This is a genomic window from Pseudomonas sp. A25(2017) (assembly GCF_002001065.1).
GTDB classification, from domain to species: Bacteria; Pseudomonadota; Gammaproteobacteria; order Pseudomonadales; family Pseudomonadaceae; genus Aquipseudomonas; species Aquipseudomonas kilonensis.
The window spans coordinates 136,113-162,973 of record NZ_MUOA01000121.1; the positions used below are offsets into that span (position 1 = coordinate 136,113).

Below are 26,861 nucleotides of genomic sequence, written 5' to 3' on the forward strand. Positions count from 1 at the left end.
CAAGAACTCTGGAAGCAAGAACTCTGGGAACAAGGTCTGTGGGAGCAAGGCTTGCCCGCGATGGCATCGCCTCGGTCCATCAGCTGCACCGAGGTGACTGCATCGCGGGCAAGCCTTGCTCCCACAGACCAATTCCACAGACCAATTCCACAGACCAATTCCACAGACCAATTCCACAGACCAATTCCACAGATCAGTTCCACAGACCAGTTCCACAGGTCAGGCTCTCGCAATCTTCATTCCAGCTGTTTCGGGTATCCTGTGGGTCCTGATACCGGACACTTTCCATGCTGGTCATTTCCAACACCGTGCACATCCCGGACGCCGAGATCGAGCTGACGGCCATCCGCGCCCAGGGGGCAGGGGGGCAGAACGTCAACAAGGTCTCCAGCGCCGTGCACTTGCGCTTCGACATTCCGGCCTCGTCGCTGCCCGAGTTCTACAAGGAGCGGCTGCTGGCGCTGCGCGACAGTCGCATTACCAGCGACGGTGTATTGATCATCAAGGCCCAGCAATACCGCACGCAGGAACAGAACCGGGCCGATGCCCTGGAGCGCCTGAGCGAACTGATCCTCAGCGCCACCAAGGTCGAAAAGAAGCGCCGTCCGACCAAACCGACCCTGGGTTCGAAAAAGCGTCGCCTGGAATCCAAGACCAAGCGCGGCTCGATCAAGGCCGGGCGCGGCAAGGTGGACTTCTAGCTTTTCTCCCGTTCCTGGCGATGCCTCGGCGCCTGTCGGTACAGGTAGACGCTCAATGCCAACCCGCCCAGGGCCGCGAGTGCGGCGAACAGAAAGATCGAGGCAAAGCCGAAGCCGGCGGCAATCGCACCGGCCAGCGGTCCGGTGATTCCCAGCGACAAATCAATGAACAGTGAATAAGCGCCCACCGCCGCCCCGCGGCTGGAGGCCGGCACCAGGTTGACCGCTTCCACGCCCAGCGCCGGAAACACCAGGGAAAAGCCGAAGCCGCTCAACGCCGCGCCCGCCAGGGCCCAGTGGGCATCCGGTGCGAGCCACAACAGCAACAGGCCCAGGGTTTCCACCGACAGGCAGGCAATCGCCACGCGAAAGCCGCCCAGACGGTTGATCAGGTTGCCGAACAGCAGGCGCGCGCCGATGAAGCTGGCGCCGAACAGGCTCAGGCACAGCACGGCGTTGTCCCAGTGCTGGGTGGCGTAGTACAGGGTGATGAAGGTCGCGATGGTGCCAAACCCGATGGAACCCAGGGCCAGGCCGCAGCCGTGTGGCAGCACACGTCCCAGTACGTGCATGAACGGCAGGCGTTCGCCAGTGACGATGGGCGCGGCGGTTTTGCGCCAGGCCAATGCCAACCCCAGCAAACCGAGCAAGATAATGCTCACGCCCATGCTCCACAGCCCCAGCGCATTGACCAGCCACACCCCCAGCGGTGCGCCGATCGCCAGCGCGCCGTAACTGGCGATACCGTTCCAGGAAATCACTTTGGCGGTATTCGCCGCGCCGACTCGGCCGATGCCCCAGCCAATCGAACCCGAACCGACCAGGCTTTCCGCGCTGCCGAGCACCAGGCGACCGATCAGCAGGCTGATCAGACTGAACGTGGGCAGGTGGGACGTCCAGGCAGACACCAGCATGAACACACCGCTCAGCCCGCAGCCGGCGAGGCCGAACATCACCGCGCGCTTGCTCCCCAGGTTATCGATGATTCGCCCGGCGTAAGGACGACTGAGCAGGGTGGCCAGGTATTGCACGCTGATCACCAACCCGGCGATCACCGCGCCGAAGCCCAGTTCGCCGTGGACGAACCCGGGCAGCACGGCCAGGGGAATGCCGATATTCAGATAGCCGATGAAGGTGAACAGGACGATGGAAACGACTTGCAGCGTGACCGCCAGGGGGCGCTGGGAATCTGACATGGGGTAAAGGTCCACGGAGCAGCAGGATAGATAGGCTGCTTATGGTAACGGTGACCGTGGGGTCAGGGCGGGGAAAAGTAAAACTATTTGCCCAACGGTGGTTCAGCTGCCGTTCTCACCGCTGACCAGGCGTGTGGTCACCAGTGCGGCGATGGCGTTTTCTTCGCTGCCAAAGCGCGCCAGCAGGGCCGCTTGTTTCTCGGCAGGAAGGCGGGTCCAGATCTCGACCATTTTTTCGGCAGTGCCGATCAGCACGCTGGCCTGGGCTTCGCTGAAGGGAGGGGTGTCATCGGTCATGGAGGGCTCGGGATTCAGGCAGTGTGGAAAGCGCATTTTAGCGCTTTCCACACGGTCTGGTGGTGCGGGTCAATCAGTCTTCGCTGTCGGCCTGGCGGCGTTCAGTGGCTTCTTTGGGCTCGGGTTGCTGGGCGTCTGGTTGCCCTGCGGCTCGTAGCGTGGTCGTCTGCTCAGTGTCGTGCAGGCTTGGGAAGGGGAGATTAGGGATCTCGTGCATATCGCGCTCCTCGCAAAGTCTGTGGATAGATCTGGTAGATCCGCGCTTTTACAAAGCCTGGGCAGGATACAGCAGGAGAAATGACAAAAAGACTTTTAAATCCCGTTGGGCCGACAAAAGGGATTGTCTAGACACGTCATGTTCAATAGTCACGTCGCTTGCGAAATGCCCAGCGGCCGGCAATTAGCGTGAAGGTTGCCACCAGCGCCACCAGGATCCAGAAGCCTTCGGGATCGCCGGCAAGCGGCACGCCACCGACGTTCATGCCAAAGAAACCGGCAATGATGTTGATGGGCAACGCCAATACCGTGACCACCGTCAGGGTGAACAGGGTGCGGTTGCTTTGTTCGTTGAGGTTGGCGGCGATTTCTTCCTGGAGCAGCTTGATCCGTTCGCTCAACGCGGTGAGATCGTTGATGATCAGGGCGAACTCCTCGGTGGATTTGCGCAGCTCCTTGACGTCTTCTTTCTGCAACCATTGCGGCGGGCGGTTGAGCAGACGTAGCAATGAACCCGGCTCCAAGGCCAGCAAGCGCTGCAAGCGCACCAGCACCCGGCGGTTGCTGCCCAGCTCGGCGCGGTTGGTGGACAGGCGCGAGGACAGCAACTGATCTTCGACCTGATCGACGCTCAGGCTGGTCTTGCGCACGATCTGGGTCAGCACTTCGCCCTGGTCGCGCAGCAAGTGCACGAGTAATTCCACTGGCGAGCGAAAGCACTCGCCGGCCTTCACCGACGAGCGCAGCTTGTCGACCGAGTGCAGGGGTTGCAGCCGCGCGCTGACGATCAATCGACTGTGCACGCAAACCCACAATGTGGAGACATCCGAGGACACCATGTTGCTGAGGTTGAACACGACATCGTTCACCACGGCCAGCAACGCCGAGTCGACATGCTCGATGCGGGTCGAGCGCGAGCCTTCGTGCAAGGCTTCGAAAAACTCCTGGGGCAGGGCCAGGTGACCTTTCATCCAGCGCTCGCACGCAGCGTGGGCCAGGTTCAAGTGCAGCCAGAGGAACTCATCCGAGTCTTGCGGGTGTTGCAGGCTCCGTAAGGCCTGGGCCGAATCGATCTCCTGCCCGCGTTCGCCGGGGCGGAAACGGAACCCGTAAAGCAGGCCGAACAGGTCCGGATCACGGTGGCTTTGATCGATGCTGTGGTTCATGAAGTCTCGCTGGCGGGAAGTGCCTGTGGCGGCTACAGGTTCACTTGGCCGCCATCTTCGCAAGCTTTCTTGATGGTTTTGTGACAGTTCCATTCGCGCCGCCAAGCTGGCGCTACCGGCCGTCGCCAAGGTTCAAGAATGCCCCGCGCAGGCCGATGGTATGTGCATATCCCCCCGTATTCGGGTTGCAACGCGGTGTGTTGCGGACATGGAGGTCGGGACGTCGTTCCTGTTCTCCTTGCTTAGAGATTGCTCCCCATGATTCTACAAAAATCCCTTCGAGCTCAGATTCTCGCCCTGTTGAGCGGCAGCCTGCTGGCGATATTGCTGATCGCCCTGGCGTCCTTTCATTTCCTTTCCAATGGTGTCCAGAACTATCGCAACCTGATCGATGGGCCGTTGCGTGCCTCGCAGTTGATTGACGAGGCCAACCTGCAGTTCAAGGTGCAGGTGCAGGAATGGAAAAACGTCCTGCTGCGCGGCAAGCAGCCGGCGGACCTGGATAAATACTGGAAGCAGTTCGAGGAGCGTCAGCGTGATGTCCAAGGCCTCCTTGGTGAGTTGAGCGGGCGTGAAGGCGTGCCGGCGCCGATCAAGACGCGTATCGAGACCCTGCGCGATGAACATCGTCAGTTGGGCGTCGCTTACCAAAAGGGCCGTGATGCATTTGTCGCCTCCGGTGGCGATGCGGCGGCGGGTGATGCGGCGGTCAAGGGCGTGGACCGTGCGGCCAGTGAGCAAATGAGCGCGCTGGTGGTGGAGCTGCGCAAGCTGGGCACCGAGCAATCGACGCTGATCAGTGCCGGTGCCGATCGCACGATTATGCTGGGCACCGTGATCATGCTGGTGTCGGGCGTGCTGATCGGGTTGTTCAGTCTGTGGCTGGTCAATCGCAACCTGGTTCAGCCGATCCGTAACCTGATCGACTACGTGACCCGACTCAGTCAGGGGCGTTTCGCCGAGCGTGTGACGAGCAACCGTCAGGACGAGCTGGGCAATCTGGCGGTAGCGGCCAACACGTTGCGTGATTTCCTTGCCGAAACCTTTACCCGCCTGCAACGCAGTGCCACGGAACTGGACAGTGCCAGCGGTGAACTCAACTCCATCGCCAGCCTGATGAGCCAGGGCACCAGCGAGCAATTCGAACGCACCGATCAGGTGGCGACGGCGATGAACGAAATGTCCGCCACGGCCCAGGAAGTGGCCCGTCATGCCGCCGACGCGGCGCAGGCGGCCGATGACGCCGATCAATCGGCGCAACAGGGCGGGAAGGTCATGCAGGGGACCATCCACACCATCACCCGGATGCGCGGCGAGATCGCCAACACAGCCACGGTCATCCGTCAGTTGGAAACCGACAGCGGGCGCATCGGCAAGGTGTTGGAGGTGATCCGCGGGATCGCCGAACAGACCAACCTGCTGGCCCTCAATGCTGCCATTGAGGCCGCGCGGGCGGGGGAGGCGGGGCGCGGTTTCGCGGTAGTCGCCGATGAGGTACGCAGCCTGGCCCAGCGCACGGCCTCGTCGATCATCGAGATCAACCAGATTATCCAGACTGTACAAACGGGTGCGGTGGACGCGGCCCATGCCATTGAGAGCGGGCAGTCGCGCAGTGAAGAAAGTGTGGAGCAAGTGACCCAGGCCGGTGTGATGCTCGAACGCATCACCCAGGCTGTCGAAGCGATTCGCGACATGAATCGCCAGATCGCCACTGCAGCCGAAGAGCAGACTTCCGTGGCCGAAGACATTTCCCGCAACCTGACTGAAATCACCTGCATTGCCAGCACTAACCAGGACAATGTGCAGCGCACCGAAGCGGCCAGTCGGGATTTGCACGGTTTGTCAGGACAGTTGAATGAAGTGACGGCGCGGTTGAGTGCCTGACGGTCGTTCGCGACAGGTATTGATAAACGCAAAAGAGCCGCGCAACCCTAAGGTTGCGCGGCTCTTTTTTTGCTGATGGATCAAGTGTCTTGCTTGTTGCTCAAGACTTTGCCGGTGGTGGCATCGAAATCAACATCAAACTCTTTGCCATCGGCGGTTTTCAATTCGACTTCATATTCATAACCGTTGAAGTGGTTATCCAGGTCGGTGTCGGTGATGGTCGCGCCCGGGTGCAACTTCAGGGCTTCTTCGTTCATCGATTCAAGGGACTTGATCTTGCCTTCCTTGACCAGTTGAGGAATCTGATCGACGCGAACATCCGCCTGGGCCAGGCCAGCGGTGAGGGTCAGGGCGGCAGCGGTAAACAGGGCAGTCAACGTTTTCATAGGTCTTTCCTTGGTGTCGTTAAAGGGTGATTCGTTTAAGTGGGCTCAGATTATCTGTGGCAACTTAATTCACCCTTAATTCGGAAAACTTGCAGCGACTGCACCGACCCGGTCCTGATCTTTCAGTAACCGTTCTTCTCCAATAGTTGCGCCACACCGCCTGTTTCGGGACGCTTGAAGTACTTGAGCAACTCACTGGCCCGATTGGTGAAAATGCCATCCACGCCGGCATCCATCACTTTCTTGAAGTCCACCGGCTCATCAACAGTGTAGACATGCACCAGCAGACCCTGGTCATGGGTGTACTGGTTCATCCACGGCTGCACCAGGTCCGCGTAACTCTGGCTGCCGCCATGGGTCAACGCCGCGGATGGCCCGGTACCTATGGCGCCCTGGGCCTTGGCGTACTGAATCCATTTTTCGAATTCAGCATTGTCCTTGGGTTCCTGCTTGGCGTAATAGGCGGCCTTGTCCGTTTCGCCGGACTCGGCAAAAGGCACCTTGGACTGGGGCTCGATGTTGCCTTCGCCCACCCACAACAGCAGGATCTTCGGCACCTTCGGCATCTCTTTGTGCAGCAGTTCGAGGCTGCTCTTTTCAAAGGTCTGCAAGACCACTTTGCCTTTGCCCTGGCCGACCCCCGTGGCCCGCTTGGCCAGTTTCGACCCGGCCGGGCTCAGCCAGCCGCGGTCCTGCAGTTTGTCCTTCAGGTCGCGCTCGATGCCGGGGAACAGCTTCGGCGCCTTGGTTTCGATGTACAGCCCGGGTTTTTGCTGCGGGTTGCCCTCGGCGATATTGATCACTTCATCGAGGGTCAGGATTTTCAGGCCGGCGAACGAAGGGCGCGCGCGGTCCGGGTAAGCGGTGTTGAACCAACTGCCGGCATCGAGGGTTTTGAGCTCTGCCATGGTGAATTCGTTGGCGGTGCTGCCCTTGCGCTCGGGGAATTTGACCGCGACATCCGTGGTGCGCAGCAGGCTGTCGTCATGCAGGACGAACAACACGCCGTCCTTGCTGCGTTGCAGGTCCAGTTCCAGGTAGTCGGCGCCCAGGTCGCGGGCCAGCTTGTAGGCGGCAGCGGTGGATTCCGGCGCGTCGAACGAGGCGCCGCGGTGGGCGATCACAGCGGGGTGCGGAATGCCCTGGAGGGCTGCCAAGGCCTTGGGGTTCGGGGCCTCGGACGCTTGGGCCTGGCCGAAGCCGAGCAACAGGCTCAGCATCAAGGCGGTGCGGGTGAAGGTGACAGGCATACTCGAAATCCTTTCGTGATTTGCAAAGACCTCTCTTTTAACAATTGAACGCATTCGGCGCTATCGCTAGACCGACATAATCTTTCTCGAAGCAGATTTTTTCCTCGCCTTTGGCTGCTATGCAGACCGTTTGTCTCAGCGGATTTTTTCTGGCATCGAAAGGGGCGAGCGCCTGCGGCGACTTTCTAAATATTTACAAGACACTTCCTGGTCCGCAGCGATTAGCTCGCAGAAACTGCCGTGAATAGCTGTAGTTTCCCGGTTTGTCTGACGTGGCTAAAAACAAGCAATACGCCTTAACAGTTCTAACGGTGTCTCTGTTGTTTTCGGCTCTTACCATGAGCAGCAGAGCGAAACGGCTCGCTCGTATTCTCCATATCAAGGACTAACATGACTATACGATGCACATTGTGGATGGCTAAGCTCGGATTTTTATCGTTGATCGCGTGCGCTGTCCACGCCCAGGCGAAAACAACGGAAGATGCCGGGCAGGCGTATGAGTACTTGAGCGTCACGGAACTCAATCAACGATTGACTGACAATCAGCTTACTTCAGTGGAACTGGTGAATTATCTGAACAACCGGATCCAGGCGCTGGATAAAGAAGGCCCCCATCTCAAGGCTGTCCTTGAACTGAATCCCCAAGCCTTGGCAGATGCCGCGTTACGCGACGGTGAACGTGCGAGCGGTAACGTTCGAAGTCCATTGCACGGTATACCTATATTAATCAAAGACAATATCAACACGGCGGACCAGATGCAGACTTCCGCCGGCTCACTGGCGATGGTAGGGGTGCCGGCCGCGCAAGATGCGTTCGTCATCGAGCAGCTACGCGACGCCGGCGCCATTATCCTGGGCAAAGCGAACATGAGCGAATGGGCTGGCATGAGGGACTCGGGAGCGCCGCGGGGTTGGAGCGGCCGAGGTGGACAAGGACTCAACCCCCACGTGTTAAGCGCAGGTACCTGTGGCTCCAGCTCCGGCTCGGCTGCCGGCCTGGCTGCAGGTTTTGCGCCGATTTCGGTGGGCACCGAGACCAATGGCTCGATCATCTGCCCATCCGCCGCCAATGGGGTCGTTGGTTTCAAACCCAGTCTTGGGTTAGTGAGTCGCTCGGGTGTCATTCCAATTACCCGGCGGCAGGATACCCCGGGGCCGATGGCCCGCACGGTTTACGATGTCGCTTTGCTATTGAACCAGTTGGCAGGCACCGACCCCACCGACCCACCTACCGTGGATGCTCCGCAAGGCACCGATTACACCAGCGCTTTAACGACCGAGGCGTTGCAAGGGAAACGGATTGGCGTGGTTTTGGATGAGGGACAAAGATTCAGTGGTACTTTTCCATTGTTACCCCCCGTTATAAGGACCCTGGATCGTTCGCAATGTGATTTAGGTAACGGGATGGTGCACGACCTCAGCCCTCAATTTTGCGCAGCACTGAAAACCGTTCAGGGTAATGGAGCTACTCTGGTCCCGGTGACTTTAAGTTTGCCGGATATTAGTAATTATTTTCAGGTGATGATGGCGGGGATGAAGCTCGAATTGCAGGCTTACTTGAATACGCGTAGCGGTTTGCCAATTGCGACTATTGACCATTTGATTGATTTCAACGAGCGAAATCCGGTGCAAGAGAACTATGGCCAGCGGATGCTTGAGCAAATCAATGCGCAAACGTTGAATGAAGAGGAAATCAATGCTCTATGGCAGCTGATACAAGTCAGTTTTAAAAATATGATTGACACACAATTCCGCGATCACACGCTGGATGCCATGGTGGCTGACCTTGACGGTATAGCCCAGCCGAGTACGGCAATTGCTGGCTATCCTATTATCACCGTACCGACCGGTGTGGAGCAGAGCGGTGAGCCAACTTCTATATTGTTTATCGGTTCCATGTGGGGAGACGCCGGGTTGTTGGGGTTTGCCTATGCCTATGAGCAAGCCTCATTAGAACTGGTCCATCCAATCTTCAGGCCATAACGAGGTATCAACCTGATGGTCCGGGCCGGTCGAGCTCCTTTCGACTCTGCCCGGTTCATCAAGCTCGATTAATCGAAACTGCGACGGATACCTCTGTTGTGATGCTTTTCAAGCAGGTCTACGGTAATCTCGGTCGCACCAGTTTCCCCGGCAGAGGGAGACCTTAAATTCTGTGTTCGCTTGTCCTGCGTGTAAACCATCGATCAGACGTCCCGAGGGACGTATCCATGAGGTTTACCATGCGCACCACTTCGACATTCATCTGCCAGGCCGCCGACCAGCTCAAGGGTTTTGTTGGCCTGAACCGCAAGACCGGCCAATACATCGTGCGGTTCAGCGAAGACGCTTTCGGCATGGACGTGGCCGACGACGGCATTATCCCCACCTGCGAATTTGTCTGGGCCCCTGTGGCAGACGGCACCATGGCCTTGAGTCGCGAGCGCATCCAGTTGCTGCTGGACCAGAACATCGACGAGCGGATCAATCTTTGCGAACCTTTGCGGGTGTACATGGCCCGCAGCGACCTGCCGGAAATCGTCGCGGTGCGGCAGTTGGTGACAGGCTGAGCCTCAATCTTGAACTGAACAGAAACCCTGTGGGAGCGGGCTTGCTCGCGATAGCGGCGGCACATTCAACATCGCTGCAAGCTGACCCACCGCCATCGCGAGCAAGCTCGGCTCCCACAGGGGATTTGTGGTGAAGGCGGGATCTGTGAACACCCGAGATTCAGTGTGGGAGCAAGGCTTGCTCGCGATAGCGGCGGCACATTCAACATCGCTGCAAGCTGACCCAGCGCTATCGCGAGCAAGCTCGGCTCCCACAGGGGATTTGTGGTGAAGGCAGGATCTGTGAACACCCGAGATTCAGTGTGGGAGCAAGGCTTGCTCGCGATAGCGGCGGCACATTCAACATCGCTGCAAGCTGACCCATCGCCATCGCCATCGCCATCGCGAGCAAGCTCAGCTCCCACAGGGGATTTGTGGTGAAGGCGGGATCTGTGAACACCCCGAGATTCAGTGTGGGAGCGAGCTTGCTCGCGATAGCGGCGGCACATTCAACATCGCTGCAAGCTGACCCACCGCCATCGCGAGCAAGCTCGGCTCCCACAGGGGATTTTTGGTGAAGGCAGGATCTGTGAATACCCGAGATTCAGTGTGGGAGCGGGCTTGCTCGCGATAGCGGCGGCACATTCAACATCGCTGCAAGCTGACCCACCGCTATCGCGAGCAAGCTCAGCTCCCACAGGGGATTTTTGGTGAAGGCGGGATCTGTGAACACCCGAGATTCAGTGTGGGAGCAAGGCTTGCTCGCGATAGCGGCGGCACATTCAACATCGCTGCAAGCTGACCCACCGCCATCGCGAGCAAGCTCGGCTCCCACAGGGGATTTGTGGTGAAGGCGGGATCTGTGAACACCCGAGATTCAGTGTGGGAGCAAGGCTTGCTCGCGATAGCGGCGGCACATTCAACATCGCTGCAAGCTGACCCACCGCTATCGCGAGCAAGCTCAGCTCCCACAGGGGATTTGTGGTGAAGGCGGGATCTGTGAACACCCGAGATTCAGTGTGGGAGCGGGCTTGCCCGCGATGGCGGTCGGCACATTCAACATCGCTGCAAGCTGACCCATCGCCATCGCGAGCAAGCTCAGCTCCCACAGGGGATTTGTGGTGAAGGCGGGATCTGTGAACACCCCGAGATTCAGTGTGGGAGCAAGGCTTGCCCGCGATGACGGCGGCACATTCAACATCGCTGCAAGCTGACCCACCGCTATCGCGAGCAAGCTCAGCTCCCACAGGGGATTTTTGGTGAAGGCGGGATCTGTGAACACTCCGAGATTCAGTGTGGGAGCAAGGCTTGCCCGCGATGGCGGCGGCACATTCAACATCGCTGCAAGCTGACCCACCGCTATCGCGAGCAAGCTCGCTCCCACAGGGGATTTTTGGTGAAGGCGGGATCTGTGAACACTCCGAGATTCAGTGTGGGAGCAAGGCTTGCCCGCGATGGCGGCGGCACATTCAACATCAGCTGCAAGCTGACCCACCGCTTTCGCGAGCAAGCTCGCTCCCACAGGTTTTGTATCCTGGCATCAGGTTTGGCGTTGGAAGGCGTAGTCCCGTTCGACCTTGCACACCCTCGTATGGCAATGGGTATACCAGGTGGAGCGGCCGCGCTCGCGGATCGCGCTGTGTTCAGGATGCTGCTTCCAGGCCAGGGTTGCAGCTTCATCGCTCCAATAGGACACGGTAATCCCCAAACCATCGTCGCCACGGGCTGATTCGACGCCTAAAAATCCGGGCTGCTCCCGGGCAAGGGCCAGCATGCGTTCGGCGGCTTCGGCGTAGCCTTGGTCCCCCTCGGTGCGCAGGGAGGTGAATATCACCGCGTAGTAGTGGGCGCTCATGACGCTTTCCTGGCGCAGGCTTCGACAAACGCACTGACCAGCGGCGGCACGCGCCCTTCCAGTGCGGCACGTTCGGGCTGAAACAGCGTGGCGACAAAGAACGGATGGTCTTGCAGCTCCACCGCTCGCAGGCCGCCGGCCGAGTCCCGGGCCACGGCGTGCAGGCGTTGATTGAGCAAGTCCTCTTCAAAGTCCGAGTTGACCCCGAAGCGGCAATGGTAGCCCTCGAATACCCTCTGGCGACCATAGGCCTTGGCAATCAACGAGCCCGCATCGAGCTGCAGGCTGTCGATGGTTTCGACCAAGGCACAGCTCAGCGGCGTCAGCAGTGCCCGTTCAGCCTCTGGATCGGTTTCGCCATGGGCGGCGTCGGCCCACCCCATCACGTTGCGGGCGTATTCCAGCACGGCATGTTGAAAACCACCGCAGGTGCCCAGGAAAGGGCGACGCTGTTCGCGGGCAAAACGAATCGCTTGCAAGGCGCCGGCTTCGTTTTGGTAGGGGCTGCCCGGTACGCACCAGATACCGTCGAAGTCCTCCAGCACTGTGTTGTCGGCGATGAGCGGCGTTGCCAGCCATTGGACGCGAATGTCATGGCCGGCTTGCCCAGCGGCCAGCTCAAGTGCGATGGGGATCGCGCGGTGAGCGGTGATGTGTGGGTCGTGGTCGCCGACCAGGGCGATGTGTAAAGGACGCTGTTTTTCCATGAGAGACTCGCCGCTTGTTGATTCCTGGTCGCCACTATAGATTGGCGTTCACGCAATCAATATTGGCGTTTATCCAAGTGATCAATGCAGCAGCGCACTATCGTCTGGACTATCCCGACCTGTCCCTGATCCTCGCACTGGTCCGTGGCGGCTCACTGGCCCGGGCCGCTCGATTGCTGCAGGTGGACGTGTCCACGGTGTTTCGTTCGGTACGTCGGCTGGAGGCGGCCCTGGGCCAGCCCTTGTTCGAAAAAAGCCGTTCCGGGTACTTGCCCACGAGCCTGGCCCAGGCACTGGCCGAGCAAGCCGAGCGCGCCGAACAGGCCTTGGAGGCGGCGCGGGTGGGGGTGGAGCAGGGCGGCGCGGTCATCAGCGGGACGGTACGCCTGACATGCAGCGACTCAGTCCTGCAAGCGTTGCTGCTGCCTGCGCTGGCGCGCTTCATGCCCGCTTACCCGGCGTTGACCCTTGAGCTGAGCACCTCGAACGACTTCGCCAACCTGAGCCGCCGCGATGCCGACATTGCGTTACGCCTGACCCGTACGCCGCCGGAACACCTGGTTGGTCGAAACCTGGGCAATGTGGCTTACCGGGTATGTGTCAGTGCCACGTATCTGCGCTCGGCGGATGCGAATGACCTGGCGTCCATGACCTGGATCGCACCGGACGATTTCCTCCCGGATCACCCCACCGTAGCCTGGCGCCGCCAGCATCTCCCCGGCGTGGTGCCCGCCTATCGCTGCAACAGCATGCTCTCGGTCACCGAACTGGTGCGAGCCGGCTTGGGTGTGGCGGCGCTGCCGGACTTTCTGATCGATGAACACCAGGGCCTGATGCCCCTTGGCGAACCGCTGGAGGGGTATGACACAGCCCTGTGGCTCCTGACCCGCCCCGACTGCCGGGCCTTGCGCTCGGTGGTGACCTTGTTCGATGAGCTGGGGCGCAATCTGCGCGGGCGCTGAGTTTTAACGGCGAGGGCATACATGGCTCAATGGATGGCGCTTCCCCAACGGTTATAGTGCCTTGAGCACCAGCCCTTGGCCGAGAACATCACGATGACGAAGTCTTCCCAACCCACACCTTCCGCGCCCGTTGACCACCTGCGTTTTCACCGCCCTCACGCGCATCTGGCGCCGACCTTTGGCAATGACCGCTTTGCGCTGAGAGCGGAGGCGTTCGCGCGTTTTTTCGGGACGCCGATGTTCCTCGGCGCGCAAACCTTGATCGTGCTGCTATGGATCAGCCTGAACCTGGTGGGGGTCTTTCATTTCGATGCCTACCCGTTCATTTTGCTGAACCTGGCGTTCAGCCTGCAGTCGGCCTATGCCGCGCCGCTGATTTTGCTGGCGCAAACCCGCCAGGCCGCTCGGGACAAAGCCCAGGCGGAAGCCGATGCCCTGCATCGTGAAGCCTTGGCCATCGCCAACAGCGAGCGCCAGGCCCAGGCCGCGCAGAATACGGCGCAGTTGCTCGAATTGTTGGAGCAGAACACCCGCCTGACGGAAATGACCAAGGCATTGACCGAGCGTATCGACAACTTGACCACTGAAATGCACCAGAAGGTCGTGCATAACCCGTCGGTGCAGTAGCCCTTCATTCCGGGATTTCTTGATCAGGTTTGGTAACGGCTCAGGAACATGTCGAGGGCCGATTCGATCACCTGGGCCTGCTCATCCTGGGTCAGGCTGGGTTGCCCCATCGAAACCTGCGGCCAGAAGGCGAACGTCTTGAGCAGCCCATGCATTTGCTGGGCGGCAAATGCCGGCTCCACGGGTTTCAACCGGCCATCGGCCTGGGCTTGGCGAATCCAGGTCGTCAGGCCTTCTTCCCGCTGGCCCATGCGCGACACCATGTCCTGGGCTCGCTCGGGGGAATGAATGGTGGCGGCGATGGCGATGCGCGCCAGGTCGAGGAAGTTCTCGTCCGCCAGCATGTGCAGTTTGGCTTGCAGCAACGTTTGCAGTTGCTCCCGCAGCGGCTTTTGCGAGCTGTAGGGCATGTCCTGCTCTGCGGTAATGCTGTTCCATAACCGATTCAGAATTTCGGCAAACAATTCTTCCTTGCTCGGAAAATGGTTATACACCGTGCGCTTCGATACGCCGGCAGTCGCCGCGATCTTGTCCATGCTGGTGATCTCGAAACCGCTGCTACGGAATTCAGCAATCGCGGCCTGGAGAATGGCTTCGCGTTTTCGCTCGGTAAGGCGCTGCGGTACGGTCATGGGCAATTCGTCGGTTGAGATGAGAGAACTTACACTCGGCAGTTTACTTGCTCCCGGGATTCATGCAATCTAGAAACTACACCGAGTGGTGTAGTTTTGAGTCAAGCGGCTGAGCGTGCATGCAACGGCCATCCAGCGTCCCACAACGGCGAAGCGCAATTGCGCCGACGCCCTTGGAGTTATCGCACCATGACCATTCCCTCTCTTTCGACCGACAATCCGTCCGCCCATGACGCATCCCGGCATGAACAGGGCAAGTATCGCAATCATGCCTTCACCCCTAGGGAAGGTTTTGGCACTACCCTGCGCATCATCTGGAACATGATCTTCCACAAGCCGCGCACCACTCGGCCTTCGGGCGCCATCGAGGTTCAAGCGCTGACGCGCGCCGCGCTGCTGGCGGCGCCGAACAACAGCGTATTCCGTCTCGGCCATTCCACCCTATTGCTCAAGCTGCGGGATAAATTCTGGCTGACAGACCCGGTGTTCTCCGAGCGCGCCTCACCCGTGCAATGGGCCGGCCCGAAGCGTTTTCATCAGCCGCCCATCAGCCTGGAAGAATTGCCGCCGATCGAAGCGGTGATCCTGTCCCATGACCATTACGACCACCTCGATCATCAGGCCATCCTCAAGCTGGCGGCCAAGACCCGCCACTTCCTGGCGCCCCTTGGCGTGGGCGACACCCTGATCAAATGGGGCGTTGACGCCAACAAGGTGCGTCAACTGGATTGGTGGCAAAGTACCGAGGTGGACGGTATCGAGTTCGTTGCCACGCCCTCCCAGCACTTTTCCGGGCGCGGCCTGTTCGACAGCAACAGCACCTTGTGGGCCTCGTGGGTGATGATCGATGGCGCTACGCGAATTTTCTTCAGCGGCGACACTGGCTACTTCGAGGGTTTCAAACGCATCGGCGAGCGATATGGCCCCTTTGACCTGACGCTGATGGAAACCGGCGCCTATGACGTCGATTGGCCCCACGTCCACATGCAGCCAGAGCAGACCCTACAGGCTCATATCGATCTCAAGGGCCGTTGGCTGCTGCCGATCCACAACGGTACGTTCGACCTGGCGATGCATGCCTGGTATGAACCCTTCGATCGCATCCTGGCCCTGGCCTGGGAACGCAATGTTCACATTGCCACGCCGCAAATGGGCGAAGCATTCACCCTGACGCAGCCGCAACGTGGCCGCGCCTGGTGGCTGGACGTGGAGCCCTCGGCGTACCAGGACCAGGCCGGTATCGCCTAGCACTCACAGGATTGGCGTTATTCAATCATGGCGTAATCGGAGCGCCCCATCGGGTCCGGCGTCGCGCCCTTGATGTTCATGCCGCGCCCCGGTGCGAAGCCGGGGAAGAACACCAGGCCCTCGGCCTCCAGGCGAAACGCCAGGGCCAGGCGAGTGACATCGAGCAACTCGCCGCCGGCCTCGAAACGGCGGATGGCCTGGACCGAGACGCCGGATTGACGGGACAGCTCCTCGACACTCCAACCCAGCATGGCTCGCGCCTGTGCACTGTGAGCAGGGGTGAATTGATAGACAGCGATGCGTTCCAGGGTGGTTTTGATTGCGAGAGAGGCCATGGGGGGCTCCAAAGCTGTGGGATTAAAAAATACTGTGTTTTTGTACAGTTGTTTTGAATCCCGATCAATCTCATTTTTTTGATCAATGACCGGCGGTCCTCTCCAGCCAGGCGCTCGGGGCGTGACCCAGTACGCGACGAAACATCGTGGAGAATGCCGCGGGGCTGTCGTAGCCCAGGTCCAGGGCGATTCGGGTCACTGAATGGCCGACGGCCAACCGGGACAATGCCGACATCACGCAGGCTTGTTGTCGCCATTGGCTGAAACTTAACCCGGTTTGCTGGCTGAACAGGCGATTGAACGAGCGCAAGCTGATAGGCAACTGCGCCGCCCATTGCAGGGGCGAGACGTGGGCGTCCGGGTGTTTCAGAAATGCCTGGCACAGGTCGAGCAGGCGCGGGTCTTGGGGCAGCGGAAGGTGCAGGGGCAGATGGGTGCTGCGCAGCAACTCGTGCAGCAGCAGATCGATCAGCGCACCATCGCGTCCAGCCTCGTCGTAGTTCAGCGCAAGCTCCACGGCTTCCATCAGCAACTGGCGCATCAGCGGCGACACGCTGATGACCTGGCAACGGGCGTCCATGGCCGTTACCGCAGCCGGTTCGATATACAAACTTCGCGTGCTGACGCCCAGCATCAGCACCTCATGGGCAACCCCGGGCGGGATCCACACTGCCCGTTGCGGCGGCACCACCCAATTGCCGTCTGCCGTGCTGACCTGCATGACTCCGGTGGCGCCGTAGAGCAACTGCGCACGCCGGTGGGTATGGCGCGGCAATCGATGGCCGTCGGGGTAATCCGTGCCAATAGCCACCACTGGCCGTGGGGTGTCGTCCAGCAGGTCAATCGAAACATTGCGCATCGAGCGGTATCCAACAATTGGCGTAAACACAAACATTATTGGCCTACTTGCTGAGGCAGGCCAAGCCCCATCGCTCTATCGTCGGCCTCTCTCAATTTATGGATGCTGCGCGATGTTCTACCTCTTGCTGGCACTTTTCGGTTGCATGACTGGCGTCACTGCTGTGCTGTTCGGCTTCGGCGGCGGATTCGTCGTGGTGCCCTTGCTATACCGCATGCTCACCGCCAGCCACGGCGCTGACGACCCTATCGGCCAATCGGCGATGCATATTGCCGTGGCCACCTCGACCTGCGTGATGATCGTCAACGCGCTGATCGCCACCGCCAAGCATCACCGCGCCGGTAACCTCATTCGCCACTACGTGTGGCCGTTGGGCGGCTTCATCGGCCTGGGCGCTATCGTTGGAGCCGTTGCCGCGATGTGGGCGAGTAGCGAAGTCATTCGCTATGCCTTCATCGTTTACCTGGGCGTGACCATTCTGGACTGCTTGCTCAGGCGCGGTTTTCTGACACAGTCTGACGCTGTAGTCCCACGGCGGTTGGGTAGGGCAGAGGTCTCGGCAGGCGGAATCAGCATCGGCGCCATCGCCACTTTTCTAGGCGTGGGTGGCAGCGTCATGACGGTGCCGTTATTGCGTCGTTGCGGGCTGAACATGTCGCGCGCGACGTCCATGGCTAACCCGCTGAGTTTGCCGGTTGCGGTGGTCGGGACGTTGACTTACATGGCCATGGCCGGGTTTATCGAGTTTGATTTGGGGCCGTGGTTTGTGGGGTATGTGGATTTGCAGGCGTTTGCGGTTTTGACACTGGGCTCGTTAGTGGGGATTCGATTAGCTACGCCATGGATCGGGCGGATACCGGATCGATTTCACGCCGGGGTTTATATCGGATTGTTGATCGTCGTGATGTTGGGCATATCGGTGCGGTAAGTTGCTGCGTGGCATTGCTCAACATTTTGTGGGAGAGGGGGGCATATCGATTCTATGAGGCTGATTCGTCATACTTCGCGCCACTCATTTCGTGAGCTGACGCTCGCTTTTTCCAGGAAGATTCCATGTTCAAAGGACTGTTGCTCCTCGCATCCAGCGCCGTGTGCCTTATCGCGCTCTGTTCGACAGCCAGTGCCGATGGTGGTAGTGGCGTCTTTACCGGCACCTTGGGCAAGATGCCGATTGTGCTGGGACTCAACACTGCTCAAGAGGACGAGGTCATCGGTCGTTATTTCTATGAGAAATACCATCGTGACTTGGGATTGAGCGGCTCGCTGCAAGGAAAGACCCTGACGATGGTCGAGGGCGGTACCCGTTACGACGACGGCCAATCGCTGCCAACCCTGACGCTGCAAAAAACGGCCAACGGCTGGCAGGGTGAATGGAAAAGTCTCAAGGGCAAGGTTCTGCCCGTGCAGTTGACCGAAGCCACGCTCCCTGCACCCGGAGCTGATCTTCCCCCCGTTATCGCCGAGCTGCGAAAAAGTGACCCTTATGAGTATCTCCGTCTGCTGGGCTTGAAACTCAAACCGGGCAAGAAAGAATCTTTCATGGGCCATGACTTGCAATGGTGGACGGAGCCACAATCCGGTATTTCCATGTTCAGCGTCGAGTCCGGCTACTCGAAAGACGAACTACAACGGGTCAATCGGCAATTGTTGGGACGGCTCTGGACCGAAGTCATCAGCTACCACGGCTGTCTGTTGCAGGGCGCGGATAATGCCGAGTTCGACCAAGGTGTCGCGCCCAAATTCCTATCGCCCGATGTGATCAGCCTGAACATTTCCACAAGTTACTACTGCGGCGGCGTGCATCCGGATTTTGGCAATTCGCCGCTCAATCTCGATGCTCACACCGGCCACAGTTTGTCGCTGGAAGATGTGCTCTGGGTTGGCACAGGCAAGCCACCGCTGTACGCCGGCCACAACGACGCGGGTGATGCTCCGTTGACCGATGGAGAGAGCCAGGCGCGATACACTTACCAACGCGAGGTATTCGCGCCATGGCTGATCAAGCAATTCACCACGCTGTACCCCGACGAGATGCTGAAGCCAACGGATGAAGACAGCTGCGACTACACCGATGAAGGCGTCTGGGGATATTCCAATTGGTACTTCACCGAAAAAGGTTTGTACCTGGGACCGTTCTTCGTCCGCGCGCAACGCGTTTGTGATGACCCCGGCTGGTCGGTGCTGCCGTACGCAGTCGTAAAACAACACCCCGGTGCGGTCAAACTTCAATTGCCCGGGACTGGTGACTAACCCTCAGCCAACCCGGGCGCTTCCCGAATAACGAAGTGATCCAGGTTCTCGATATTGGCACTGAACACCCCGAACGTCTGTTCGGGGTTCTTCTTGCTCGGTACCTGTTTCAACTCCGGCGTCACGCCATAAAAGAAGCAATACAACGGCGCGTCACTGTCGACGGCATGCTTGATCTCTTCCAGGAACGCTTTGCGCTTGCGGTAGTTATCGATCAGCTTCTTGCTCAGGTAAACGTTGACCGAGTAAGGCTTCTTCTTCGCCTCGTCCGGTTGCTTGAACCAGACCTTGGGTTCGAAATCGATGCGAAAGCTTTGCGTGTAATCCTTGATCTCCTTGATCTTGCCCCAGTAAATCAAGCCCTTGTTGTCCTGCAAATACTCGATCTTCTTGAAGAACGATCCATAGGGCGCCGTGTGCTCGCCAATCTTCAACAGCTTGCGCTTGAGCAGGTCCTTGTCCGCGAAGTTCGACACAAAACACTCCACCGGGTGGGCGAAGACACTGGTCTTGTCGGGTGTCGAATCCTGGGCGCAATGAACGTCATCACCGTGGGACGATAGGGTAGGCGACGTAGGCCGAGTCGCTGCTTCAACGTCCTTCGACGGATCGGACGGCTTGCGCACGTACTGACGCCGAGTCAGCAACAGCTCCGACGGAAAATGCTCCTCGCGGTCGTCATCCGTTTGTGCCTCAACACTCTCCGCACCCAACCCCGGCGTTTTCGGACTGACATAAGGGCAGCCCTCGATATGCTGGGTAGTCGGTTGATTCTTGAAATGTGGCGTGCGGATGTAATTGACGTTCTTGGCGTTGAACGTCGTCAGCCGATTGTCCTCATCAAACGCCACCCGACAGGCATCGTTGGGGCACTGAAAGCGCTCCTTGGCCGAATCGAAGGCCATGGTCTCGTCGAAATTCAGATCCCGAACGTCATAGATCGAAAGCTTGGCATCAAGGCTGAGGCAATAGGCGGTATCGAATTTCATCGGGGCTCGGGTCCATGAGAGGAAGTGTATTAATACCGAAGGACGCGGCGGGCTGCACCCAAAGTTTCAACACACCACAAAACCTGTGGGAGCGAGCTTGCTCACGATTCCCAAACCCAACCCAACCATCAAGCCTGCCACCCACCTGCGCCCTGACACCAACCTGTGGCGAGGGGATTTATCCCCGCTGGGCTGCGAAGCAGCCCCGGTTTTACGGCCCCAAACTTGTATGAATCGGTATCATAATGCCGGTTATAGCCCGACCTTTCAGATAACCGGCAATATATTGCCGGAAGCAGTAAATGGGAAACTTCGATGAAAGAGAGCACCGGTGAACGGCACAGGGAAATCATTAGAGTGGTGATCACCAAGGCCGGCAAGCCTTATCTGGAGGCGCGCAAGCCTGGGCGGTTGAAGGGAAAGATTCGGATGCCGGCGGACTTTGACCGCACCCCCGAGGACATCATCGAGGGTTTTGAGGGCCGGCTCTGAGTGCAGACGAGTCTTCCTGATCTGAGATTTCAGCAGGCACCTCAGCCATGCAGGCCTCGTCAAACTCTCGCATGGTGGCCTTGTCGATAGCACCGATTTTCAGCAGTGCTTCGGCCGAACTGTGAATCGACTCGAAGGCTTCACTTTTTATTTTTTTCGTCATTACATTTCCCCATATGTTCTTTTTCGTCTAACAGAAACTGGACGTTTCCTGAAGCCACTATTCCACACCGCCATAGCCGTGGGAGCCTGCCTGCGATTTTCAAGACAACGCAGCAACCAAGCACTACACCAATCTGTGATTTGACAACCGTGGCGAGGGAGCTTGCTCCCGCTGGGCTGCGTAGCAGCCCCAATTCCATATCACCAACAAAAAACCGCCGCCCGAACACGGACGGCAGCTAATGATTGAATGCTCAAAACCCTCGCAAAACCCGAGAAGCTTTCCGCCACCAGGATTCATGCTGGCTAAACGGATCATCCACCAGCACCGCCGGCATATCCCGCAAGCGAATCCATGGCTCATCCTGCCAGTGCAGCATGCAGAGCGACATCTTCGGCCAATCCAGCACGCTCAACGTAGGCCGTTCCACCTTGTGCGAGTAGTGTTCATCCCGCAGGGTCGGCACCACCTGATGCGTGATCCACTCACGCAGCAATCGATACTCAGGGCAGTAGTGATAAACCAGCAACGCATAAACGCCCGATTCGCTCAGCATCAGACGCTCTTCAGTCAAACCGTGGACATGCACGAGCATCATCCGACGTTGGTCAGGGTCAAGCTTGCGGGTCATGCGTTCATCGAGGTGCTTGCTCATAAAACGCCCCAAATCCGAGGCGCTGAACCAAGCTTGGTTTTCAACCAAGAGGGTATGCAGATGGAGGTTGTGACGGGTGAAAACCGCCGGAATGTAAGCATCAGGCATGATGGGGCTCCGAGGTATACGGAGAGCAGAGCAGCGTTCTTGTGGGCATAACCACCTCTACGTTCGAAGGTTAGCGGCGCGAGCCCGACGTAGAGGATGTAAGAGAAATCCCAACTAGCTATTTTCTCCACACAGAGTTGCAAATGTCCTTAGACAGTACGCGGTTCTATGTTTGGCGATTAGCTACTACGTTGGGCGTTTCTTAGGCACCTGCGACTAAGATAGGTAACGAGACGATACGGCGTCAATGCGGAAAGATTCTGAGTTTTTCGTAGGGTAAAGGTAGTGTGCCGGTCCCAGAGTTAAACGCAGTTTTGGTCCTGTAGAAATACAAAAACCCCGTTTTCACGGGGTTTTTAGTTACGCGTGGAGCCTAGGATTTTTCTTTCAAATCAATCCCAGCTCAAAGCCCCACCCGTCTGATACTCAATCACGCGCGTCTCAAAGAAGTTCTTCTCTTTCTTCAAGTCCATGATCTCGCTCATCCAAGGGAACGGGTTAGTCGTCCCTGGATATTCTTCCTTAAGACCAATCTGCGACAGGCGACGGTTAGCGATGAACTTGAGGTAGTCCTCCATCATCGCCGCGTTCATGCCCAGTACGCCGCGAGGCATGGTGTCGCGGGCGTATTCGATCTCCAGTTGGGTCCCTTGCAGGATCATCTGGGTCGCTTCTTCCTTCATCTCGGCATCCCACAGGTGTGGGTTTTCGATTTTGATCTGGTTGATCACATCGATACCGAAGTTCAGGTGCATGGATTCGTCGCGCAGGATGTACTGGAACTGCTCGGCGACGCCGGTCATTTTGTTGCGGCGGCCCATGGAGAGGATCTGGGTGAAGCCGCAGTAGAAGAAGATGCCTTCCAGGACGCAGTAGTAAGCGATCAGGTTGCGCAGCAGCTCTTTGTCGGTGTCCGGGGTGCCGGTTTCGAACTTCGGATCGGAGATCGAACGGGTGTATTTCAGGCCCCAGGCGGCTTTTTTCGCGACCGATGGGATCTCGTGGTACATGTTGAAGATCTCGCCTTCATCCATGGCCAGCGATTCGATGCAGTACTGGTAGGCGTGGGTGTGGATCGCCTCTTCGAACGCCTGGCGCAGGATGTACTGGCGGCATTCCGGGTTGGTGATCAGGCGGTACACGGCCAGGACCAGATTGTTGGCAACCAGGGAGTCGGCGGTGGAGAAGAAGCCCAGGTTGCGCATCACGATGCGGCGTTCGTCGTCGGTCAGGCCTTCCGGGTCTTTCCAGAGGGCGATGTCGGCGGTCATGTTGACTTCTTGCGGCATCCAGTGGTTTGCGCAGCCGTCCAGGTACTTCTGCCAGGCCCAGTCGTATTTGAACGGCACGAGCTGGTTGAGGTCGGCGCGGCAGTTGATCATGCGCTTTTCATCGACGGCGACACGGGCGGCGGCGCCTTCGAGTTCGGCGAGGCCTTCGGCGACGTCGAGTTTGTCGAGGGCGGCCTTGGCGCGAATGATCGCGGCCGAGTCGCTGGCTGTCACGGCCCGCGCTTCGAGGGCGGCGGCACCGCCAGCGCTGTCGAGGCGGTCCATGTTGGCTTCAGAAGCGTGGCCGGCGTTGGCGCCTTTTACAGCGACTTCGCCGCTGTCTTCTTTGTCGAATTCGTCCCAGCTCAGCATGACGTGTCGTCTCCTGCGTGAGGGCCAGATGCCCGATGAAGGCCTAACTGGCCGCGGTGGATCTTGGAAAAATCGTTTGTTGCAGCAGCTGACGCAGGCAATAAACAGAAAAATGTACGGGTCATTCCGGAGCGGCTGTGAACGCGAGGAGGCGATTGGCCTCTGCGTGGGCTCCAGGCTGGCGTGATCCCCTGTAAGGGAATATTGCAGGCCCGTTTAAGGCGGCATTATAAGGACTTTTTTGCCTACGTGCTGCGGCGAAATAGCTCACAGAAGGGGTAGCGGGTGGTATATCCGCGTGGGAGTGAGGGTTTACAAGGCTTTGGCCGCTGAAGATTTTTTTTGCATGGATCGTATCGCGGTTTTTTTTGATCAAAAAACGAGCGTTTTTTGCGGGTTTGCACTACATGTTGTGTTTGCGGAGGGTTTTCGGCGGTTCTAGACACAACCAGGCCCGGTCGAAACCGGGCCGTGGAAAATGTCAGTAATGATCAACCGATGCGGGCTGAACGGGTGCGATCGTAGCCATCGGCGGCAACGGTAGCAGAGCCGGTGCGGTCGTAGCCGTCTTGCGCGACAGTGGCGGAGCCGGTGTGGTCGTAGCCGTCTTCAGCGACGGCGCTACCGGTGCGATCAAACCCGTCGGCGGCGAAGGTATTGGCGGCCAGTACGGACAGGGTCAGGGCCAGGATCAGATGGGTTTTCATGGTGGTTGCTCCAAATTCCTTTATCAAGTCAGTCAGCCGTTGGAGCAGTCGTTGCCCATGACGCTGTAGCGCAGGATGTGGCGTTGGCCCTTGGAATCGTCGTACTCCATCTTCGCCGGGACCACTTCGCAGACGTTCGGGATGGCGCTCATGGAGATGACTTTGGCGATGTCCAGGTGGGTGGAGTAGGTGTACTCCTCAATGGCCGGTTTTTGCTGTGCAACATCGGTCGGGAGCTCGTCTGCCATCGCGGTGGCGCAAAGGCTGCCGAGGACCAGAACCCATAAAGCTTTCATCTGTATTTCACCTTTTTAAAGTCGAGTGGGGTCACGCAACCTTTTTGGGGTTGCGTGTGGAGCTGATGTTGGAAGTTGGATTAACGGCCTTCGTGGGGGCTGTGTTGCGCTAATCGTGTTTGCCGGTTGGCGAGGTGGATTTTAGAAGGTGAGGGTGGGGGTAAACAGACTCGGTTTTGATAAACACTGTTGGTTGATCTGGTAATAATCGACTGGGAGTCGGTGGCTGTCTGTTACATCTGTGTTGGACTTACCGCCGTCTTCGCGAGCAAGCCCGCTCCCACAGGGGATCTGTGTCGGACACAAAATAGGTGTTCACTGAAATTCAACTGTGGGAGCGGGCTTGCTCGCGAAAGCGGTGTGCCAGTCAATATCAATGCAAGCTGATCCACCGCCATCGCGAGCAAGCTCGGCTCCCACTAGTACCGACATTTTGTAGGGACTTGTTACTACCATCGTCGAATGGTTCTATAGGCCCGCCCCGGGCTACAACGGGATCATACAAAAACAACTATTCACCGAGGTAAGAAAGATGAGTGCGGCTTCTGTGTATCCCGTTCGTCCCGAGGTTGCGGCCAATACGCTGACTGACGAGGCGACCTACAAGGCCATGTACCAGCAGTCGGTCGTCAACCCGGACGGCTTCTGGCGCGAGCAGGCCAAGCGCCTCGATTGGATCAAGCCTTTCACCACGGTGAAGCAGACGTCCTTCGACGATCACCACGTCGACATCAAGTGGTTCGCCGACGGCACCCTGAACGTTTCCTACAACTGCCTCGACCGTCACCTGGCCGAGCGCGGCGATCAGATTGCGATTATCTGGGAGGGCGATGACCCTGCCGAGAGCCGCAACATCACCTATCGCGAGCTGCATGAAGAAGTCTGCAAGTTCGCCAACGCCCTGCGCGGCCAAGACGTGCACCGCGGCGATGTGGTGACCATCTACATGCCGATGATCCCTGAAGCCGTGGTCGCGATGCTGGCCTGTGCCCGGATCGGTGCGATTCACTCGGTGGTGTTCGGCGGTTTCTCGCCTGAAGCGCTGGCCGGTCGGATCATCGACTGCAAATCCAAAGTGGTGATCACCGCCGACGAAGGCGTTCGCGCCGGCAAGAAGATCCCGCTCAAGGCCAACGTCGATGACGCGCTGACCAACCCGGAAACCAGCAGCATCCAGAAAGTCATCGTCTGCAAGCGCACCGGTGGCGGCATCAAGTGGAACCAGCACCGTGACATCTGGTACGAAGACCTGATGAAAGTGGCCGGCACCGTTTGCGCGCCGAAGGAAATGGGTGCCGAGGAAGCGCTGTTCATCCTCTACACCTCCGGCTCCACCGGCAAGCCCAAGGGCGTGCAACACACCACGGCCGGCTACTTGCTGTACGCGGCGCTGACCCATGAGCGGGTGTTCGACTACAAGCCGGGCGAGGTGTACTGGTGCACCGCCGACGTGGGTTGGGTCACTGGCCACAGCTATATCGTCTACGGCCCGCTGGCCAATGGCGCGACCACGCTGCTGTTCGAAGGCGTACCGAACTACCCGGACATCACCCGGGTGGCCAAGGTCATCGACAAGCACAAGGTCAACATCCTCTACACCGCGCCGACCGCGATCCGCGCGATGATGGCCTCGGGCACCGCCGCCGTCGAAGGTGCTGACGGCAGCAGCCTGCGCCTGTTGGGTTCGGTGGGTGAGCCAATCAACCCGGAAGCCTGGGGCTGGTACTACAAGAATGTCGGCAAGGAACGCTGCCCTATCGTCGACACCTGGTGGCAGACCGAAACCGGTGGCGTGCTGATCAGCCCACTGCCAGGCGCCACGGCATTGAAGCCAGGTTCGGCCACGCGTCCGTTCTTCGGTGTGGTGCCGGCGTTGGTGGACAACCTGGGCAACCTGATCGAAGGCGCCGCCGAAGGCAACCTGGTGATCCTCGATTCGTGGCCAGGCCAGGCGCGTACGCTGTACGGCGACCATGACCGTTTTGTCGACACCTACTTCAAGACGTTCAGCGGCATGTACTTCACCGGCGACGGCGCTCGTCGCGACGAGGATGGCTACTACTGGATCACCGGTCGGGTGGATGACGTGCTCAACGTGTCCGGTCACCGCATGGGCACGGCCGAGATCGAGAGCGCCATGGTCGCCCACCCGAAAGTCGCCGAAGCGGCGGTGGTCGGTGTGCCGCACGACATCAAGGGGCAGGGCATCTATGTCTATGTCACCCTCAATGCCGGCGAAGAAACCAGCGAGGCCCTGCGCCTGGAACTGAAGAACTGGGTGCGCAAGGAGATCGGTCCGATTGCTTCGCCGGATGTGATCCAGTGGGCGCCGGGGCTGCCGAAAACCCGCTCCGGCAAGATCATGCGCCGCATCCTGCGCAAGATCGCCACGGCGGAGTACGACGGGTTGGGTGATATCTCCACCCTGGCCGACCCGGGTGTGGTGGCGCACCTGATCGAGACGCACAAGACGATGAACGTTGCCTGAGGGTAACCCGTAAAACCGAAAAGCCCCGCCCGGCAGTGCCGAGCGGGGCTTTTTTATGAGGCTTTTGTGGGAGCAAGGCTTGCCCGCGATGAAGGCGATGCGGTCTTGCAGAAATCGAGGCGTCTGTTTCGCGAGCAAGCTTTGCTCCCACAAAGCCTTGTTTCTAAACCTCTGCGCCGGGATAAGTCCTCTGCCAAAGTGTTTTGTGTTCGGCTGGCATG

28 protein-coding genes and 1 pseudogene are annotated in these 26,861 nt (G+C 58.9%); 11 read left to right on the plus strand and 18 right to left on the minus strand.

Features of this window, described 5'->3' with window-relative positions:
• The first annotated feature begins 287 nt into the window (after positions 1–287).
• Positions 288–701: an alternative ribosome rescue aminoacyl-tRNA hydrolase ArfB gene (gene arfB / locus B0E42_RS27950; protein ID WP_053189733.1), complete on the plus strand. Its 414-nt coding sequence runs from the start codon at positions 288–290 to the stop codon at positions 699–701.
• On the opposite strand, the gene B0E42_RS27955 is transcribed toward arfB, so the two are convergent.
• From B0E42_RS27955 to B0E42_RS27965, 4 genes are all read right to left on the minus strand, one after another.
• On the minus strand, positions 698–1,897 hold the full coding sequence (locus B0E42_RS27955; protein WP_018604541.1) for an MFS transporter: 1,200 nt from the start codon (positions 1,895–1,897) through the stop codon (positions 698–700). The genes arfB and B0E42_RS27955 overlap by 4 nt on opposite strands.
• Before the next feature lie 102 nt (positions 1,898–1,999).
• Positions 2,000–2,230, minus strand: a complete 231-nt coding sequence (locus B0E42_RS27960; protein WP_003204855.1) for a hypothetical protein — start codon at positions 2,228–2,230, stop codon at positions 2,000–2,002.
• Positions 2,231–2,267: 37 nt separating this feature from the next.
• Positions 2,268–2,411 (minus strand): hypothetical protein, encoded by a 144-nt coding sequence (locus tag B0E42_RS31245; RefSeq protein ID WP_018604545.1) that lies wholly within the window; start codon positions 2,409–2,411, stop codon positions 2,268–2,270.
• A 142-nt stretch (positions 2,412–2,553) separates the two neighbouring features.
• Positions 2,554–3,576 carry a transporter gene (locus tag B0E42_RS27965; protein ID WP_018604547.1) on the minus strand — a complete coding sequence of 341 codons (1,023 nt, stop codon included), beginning with the start codon at positions 3,574–3,576 and terminating at the stop codon, positions 2,554–2,556.
• A gap of 258 nt (positions 3,577–3,834) precedes the next feature.
• Between B0E42_RS27965 and B0E42_RS27970 the strand changes: the two genes are divergently transcribed.
• Entirely contained in the window at positions 3,835–5,460 is a 1,626-nt protein-coding gene (locus tag B0E42_RS27970) for a methyl-accepting chemotaxis protein (RefSeq protein ID WP_018604549.1), read from the plus strand.
• 80 nt (positions 5,461–5,540) lie between these two features.
• Here B0E42_RS27970 and B0E42_RS27975 read toward each other — a convergent pair whose 3' ends face one another.
• Positions 5,541–5,846 carry a PepSY domain-containing protein gene (locus B0E42_RS27975; RefSeq protein WP_018604552.1) on the minus strand — a complete coding sequence of 102 codons (306 nt, stop codon included), beginning with the start codon at positions 5,844–5,846 and terminating at the stop codon, positions 5,541–5,543.
• 122 nt (positions 5,847–5,968) lie between these two features.
• On the minus strand, positions 5,969–7,096 hold the full coding sequence (locus B0E42_RS27980; protein WP_077508591.1) for a glycerophosphodiester phosphodiesterase: 1,128 nt from the start codon (positions 7,094–7,096) through the stop codon (positions 5,969–5,971).
• Between the two features lie 414 nt (positions 7,097–7,510).
• On the opposite strand from B0E42_RS27980, the gene B0E42_RS27985 reads away from it, so the two are divergent.
• Both B0E42_RS27985 and B0E42_RS27990 read left to right on the plus strand, forming a co-directional pair.
• Positions 7,511–9,079 carry an amidase family protein gene (locus tag B0E42_RS27985; RefSeq protein ID WP_256578364.1) on the plus strand — a complete coding sequence of 523 codons (1,569 nt, stop codon included), beginning with the start codon at positions 7,511–7,513 and terminating at the stop codon, positions 9,077–9,079.
• A gap of 239 nt (positions 9,080–9,318) precedes the next feature.
• Positions 9,319–9,645, plus strand: coding sequence for a DUF2025 family protein (locus tag B0E42_RS27990; protein ID WP_018604557.1), 327 nt, complete (start codon positions 9,319–9,321; stop codon positions 9,643–9,645).
• Between the two features lie 940 nt (positions 9,646–10,585).
• On the opposite strand, the gene B0E42_RS31310 is transcribed toward B0E42_RS27990, so the two are convergent.
• From B0E42_RS31310 to B0E42_RS28005, 3 genes are all read right to left on the minus strand, one after another.
• Positions 10,586–10,996 carry a hypothetical protein gene (locus B0E42_RS31310; RefSeq protein ID WP_177345118.1) on the minus strand — a complete coding sequence of 137 codons (411 nt, stop codon included), beginning with the start codon at positions 10,994–10,996 and terminating at the stop codon, positions 10,586–10,588.
• Between the two features lie 168 nt (positions 10,997–11,164).
• Positions 11,165–11,479: an antibiotic biosynthesis monooxygenase gene (locus B0E42_RS28000; RefSeq protein ID WP_077508597.1), complete on the minus strand. Its 315-nt coding sequence runs from the start codon at positions 11,477–11,479 to the stop codon at positions 11,165–11,167.
• On the minus strand, positions 11,476–12,186 hold the full coding sequence (locus B0E42_RS28005) for a CTP synthase (protein ID WP_077508599.1): 711 nt from the start codon (positions 12,184–12,186) through the stop codon (positions 11,476–11,478). Before B0E42_RS28005 ends, B0E42_RS28000 begins: the two co-directional genes overlap by 4 nt.
• A 14-nt stretch (positions 12,187–12,200) precedes the next feature.
• Between B0E42_RS28005 and B0E42_RS28010 the strand changes: the two genes are divergently transcribed.
• Both B0E42_RS28010 and B0E42_RS28015 read left to right on the plus strand, forming a co-directional pair.
• Entirely contained in the window at positions 12,201–13,148 is a 948-nt protein-coding gene (locus B0E42_RS28010) for a LysR family transcriptional regulator (RefSeq protein WP_053181217.1), read from the plus strand.
• Positions 13,149–13,241: 93 nt separating this feature from the next.
• The gene (locus B0E42_RS28015) at positions 13,242–13,775 is read left to right on the plus strand and encodes a DUF1003 domain-containing protein (protein ID WP_033062884.1); all 534 of its coding nucleotides are present in this window, start codon (positions 13,242–13,244) and stop codon (positions 13,773–13,775) included.
• 23 nt (positions 13,776–13,798) lie between these two features.
• On the opposite strand, the gene B0E42_RS28020 is transcribed toward B0E42_RS28015, so the two are convergent.
• The gene (locus tag B0E42_RS28020; protein ID WP_018612685.1) at positions 13,799–14,407 is read right to left on the minus strand and encodes a TetR/AcrR family transcriptional regulator; all 609 of its coding nucleotides are present in this window, start codon (positions 14,405–14,407) and stop codon (positions 13,799–13,801) included.
• Positions 14,408–14,596: 189 nt separating this feature from the next.
• On the opposite strand from B0E42_RS28020, the gene B0E42_RS28025 reads away from it, so the two are divergent.
• Entirely contained in the window at positions 14,597–15,655 is a 1,059-nt protein-coding gene (locus tag B0E42_RS28025) for an MBL fold metallo-hydrolase (protein WP_053181214.1), read from the plus strand.
• A gap of 17 nt (positions 15,656–15,672) precedes the next feature.
• Here the strand turns inward: B0E42_RS28025 and B0E42_RS28030 are convergent, their stop codons facing one another.
• Positions 15,673–15,990, minus strand: coding sequence for a helix-turn-helix transcriptional regulator (locus B0E42_RS28030; RefSeq protein ID WP_003204826.1), 318 nt, complete (start codon positions 15,988–15,990; stop codon positions 15,673–15,675).
• An 82-nt stretch (positions 15,991–16,072) separates the two neighbouring features.
• Positions 16,073–16,849, minus strand: a complete 777-nt coding sequence (locus B0E42_RS28035) for a helix-turn-helix domain-containing protein (protein ID WP_077508602.1) — start codon at positions 16,847–16,849, stop codon at positions 16,073–16,075.
• 112 nt (positions 16,850–16,961) lie between these two features.
• Here B0E42_RS28035 and B0E42_RS28040 point away from each other — a divergent pair, with 112 nt between their 5' ends.
• Complete coding sequence (locus tag B0E42_RS28040) at positions 16,962–17,777, plus strand: sulfite exporter TauE/SafE family protein (RefSeq protein WP_077508604.1); 816 nt, start codon at positions 16,962–16,964, stop codon at positions 17,775–17,777.
• 125 nt (positions 17,778–17,902) lie between these two features.
• Positions 17,903–19,099 (plus strand): DUF3298 domain-containing protein, encoded by a 1,197-nt coding sequence (locus tag B0E42_RS28045; RefSeq protein WP_077508606.1) that lies wholly within the window; start codon positions 17,903–17,905, stop codon positions 19,097–19,099.
• Here the strand turns inward: B0E42_RS28045 and B0E42_RS28050 are convergent.
• Positions 19,096–20,088 carry a hypothetical protein gene (locus B0E42_RS28050; protein WP_077508608.1) on the minus strand — a complete coding sequence of 331 codons (993 nt, stop codon included), beginning with the start codon at positions 20,086–20,088 and terminating at the stop codon, positions 19,096–19,098. The two genes, B0E42_RS28045 and B0E42_RS28050, sit on opposite strands and share 4 nt — an antisense overlap.
• A 315-nt stretch (positions 20,089–20,403) precedes the next feature.
• Here B0E42_RS28050 and B0E42_RS31250 point away from each other — a divergent pair, with 315 nt between their 5' ends.
• Entirely contained in the window at positions 20,404–20,580 is a 177-nt protein-coding gene (locus B0E42_RS31250) for a hypothetical protein (protein WP_168188545.1), read from the plus strand.
• A 13-nt stretch (positions 20,581–20,593) separates the two neighbouring features.
• Here the strand turns inward: B0E42_RS31250 and B0E42_RS31905 are convergent.
• From B0E42_RS31905 to B0E42_RS28075, 5 genes and pseudogenes are all read right to left on the minus strand, one after another.
• Positions 20,594–20,743 (minus strand): annotated as a pseudogene (locus B0E42_RS31905) (DNA-binding protein); the annotation flags it as partial.
• A gap of 253 nt (positions 20,744–20,996) precedes the next feature.
• A complete protein-coding gene (locus tag B0E42_RS28060) occupies positions 20,997–21,506 on the minus strand; it encodes a Bro-N domain-containing protein (RefSeq protein ID WP_077508612.1) in 510 nt (169 codons plus the stop codon).
• A 392-nt stretch (positions 21,507–21,898) separates the two neighbouring features.
• Positions 21,899–23,149: a ribonucleotide-diphosphate reductase subunit beta gene (locus tag B0E42_RS28065; RefSeq protein ID WP_018612669.1), complete on the minus strand. Its 1,251-nt coding sequence runs from the start codon at positions 23,147–23,149 to the stop codon at positions 21,899–21,901.
• A gap of 491 nt (positions 23,150–23,640) precedes the next feature.
• Complete coding sequence (locus tag B0E42_RS28070) at positions 23,641–23,856, minus strand: hypothetical protein (protein WP_053181200.1); 216 nt, start codon at positions 23,854–23,856, stop codon at positions 23,641–23,643.
• A 32-nt stretch (positions 23,857–23,888) separates the two neighbouring features.
• The gene (locus tag B0E42_RS28075; RefSeq protein ID WP_077508614.1) at positions 23,889–24,152 is read right to left on the minus strand and encodes a DUF2790 domain-containing protein; all 264 of its coding nucleotides are present in this window, start codon (positions 24,150–24,152) and stop codon (positions 23,889–23,891) included.
• A 532-nt stretch (positions 24,153–24,684) separates the two neighbouring features.
• Between B0E42_RS28075 and acs the strand changes: the two genes are divergently transcribed.
• Positions 24,685–26,640, plus strand: a complete 1,956-nt coding sequence (gene acs / locus B0E42_RS28080; RefSeq protein ID WP_018612666.1) for an acetate--CoA ligase — start codon at positions 24,685–24,687, stop codon at positions 26,638–26,640.
• The last annotated feature ends 221 nt before the right edge of the window (positions 26,641–26,861 follow it).

Coding starts and splice junctions, on each gene's coding strand:
- arfB (WP_053189733.1), top strand. CDS start 288: ATGCTGGTCATTTCCAACACCGTGCACATCCCGGACGCCGAGATCGAG.
- B0E42_RS27955 (WP_018604541.1), bottom strand. CDS start 1,897: ATGTCAGATTCCCAGCGCCCCCTGGCGGTCACGCTGCAAGTCGTTTCC.
- B0E42_RS27960 (WP_003204855.1), bottom strand. CDS start 2,230: ATGCGCTTTCCACACTGCCTGAATCCCGAGCCCTCCATGACCGATGAC.
- B0E42_RS31245 (WP_018604545.1), bottom strand. CDS start 2,411: ATGCACGAGATCCCTAATCTCCCCTTCCCAAGCCTGCACGACACTGAG.
- B0E42_RS27965 (WP_018604547.1), bottom strand. CDS start 3,576: ATGAACCACAGCATCGATCAAAGCCACCGTGATCCGGACCTGTTCGGC.
- B0E42_RS27970 (WP_018604549.1), top strand. CDS start 3,835: ATGATTCTACAAAAATCCCTTCGAGCTCAGATTCTCGCCCTGTTGAGC.
- B0E42_RS27975 (WP_018604552.1), bottom strand. CDS start 5,846: ATGAAAACGTTGACTGCCCTGTTTACCGCTGCCGCCCTGACCCTCACC.
- B0E42_RS27980 (WP_077508591.1), bottom strand. CDS start 7,096: ATGCCTGTCACCTTCACCCGCACCGCCTTGATGCTGAGCCTGTTGCTC.
- B0E42_RS27985 (WP_256578364.1), top strand. CDS start 7,511: ATGGCTAAGCTCGGATTTTTATCGTTGATCGCGTGCGCTGTCCACGCC.
- B0E42_RS27990 (WP_018604557.1), top strand. CDS start 9,319: ATGCGCACCACTTCGACATTCATCTGCCAGGCCGCCGACCAGCTCAAG.
- B0E42_RS28000 (WP_077508597.1), bottom strand. CDS start 11,479: ATGAGCGCCCACTACTACGCGGTGATATTCACCTCCCTGCGCACCGAG.
- B0E42_RS28005 (WP_077508599.1), bottom strand. CDS start 12,186: ATGGAAAAACAGCGTCCTTTACACATCGCCCTGGTCGGCGACCACGAC.
- B0E42_RS28015 (WP_033062884.1), top strand. CDS start 13,242: ATGACGAAGTCTTCCCAACCCACACCTTCCGCGCCCGTTGACCACCTG.
- B0E42_RS28020 (WP_018612685.1), bottom strand. CDS start 14,407: ATGACCGTACCGCAGCGCCTTACCGAGCGAAAACGCGAAGCCATTCTC.
- B0E42_RS28025 (WP_053181214.1), top strand. CDS start 14,597: ATGACCATTCCCTCTCTTTCGACCGACAATCCGTCCGCCCATGACGCA.
- B0E42_RS28030 (WP_003204826.1), bottom strand. CDS start 15,990: ATGGCCTCTCTCGCAATCAAAACCACCCTGGAACGCATCGCTGTCTAT.
- B0E42_RS28035 (WP_077508602.1), bottom strand. CDS start 16,849: ATGCGCAATGTTTCGATTGACCTGCTGGACGACACCCCACGGCCAGTG.
- B0E42_RS28040 (WP_077508604.1), top strand. CDS start 16,962: ATGTTCTACCTCTTGCTGGCACTTTTCGGTTGCATGACTGGCGTCACT.
- B0E42_RS28045 (WP_077508606.1), top strand. CDS start 17,903: ATGTTCAAAGGACTGTTGCTCCTCGCATCCAGCGCCGTGTGCCTTATC.
- B0E42_RS28050 (WP_077508608.1), bottom strand. CDS start 20,088: ATGAAATTCGATACCGCCTATTGCCTCAGCCTTGATGCCAAGCTTTCG.
- B0E42_RS31250 (WP_168188545.1), top strand. CDS start 20,404: ATGAAAGAGAGCACCGGTGAACGGCACAGGGAAATCATTAGAGTGGTG.
- B0E42_RS28060 (WP_077508612.1), bottom strand. CDS start 21,506: ATGCCTGATGCTTACATTCCGGCGGTTTTCACCCGTCACAACCTCCAT.
- B0E42_RS28065 (WP_018612669.1), bottom strand. CDS start 23,149: ATGCTGAGCTGGGACGAATTCGACAAAGAAGACAGCGGCGAAGTCGCT.
- B0E42_RS28070 (WP_053181200.1), bottom strand. CDS start 23,856: ATGAAAACCCATCTGATCCTGGCCCTGACCCTGTCCGTACTGGCCGCC.
- B0E42_RS28075 (WP_077508614.1), bottom strand. CDS start 24,152: ATGAAAGCTTTATGGGTTCTGGTCCTCGGCAGCCTTTGCGCCACCGCG.
- acs (WP_018612666.1), top strand. CDS start 24,685: ATGAGTGCGGCTTCTGTGTATCCCGTTCGTCCCGAGGTTGCGGCCAAT.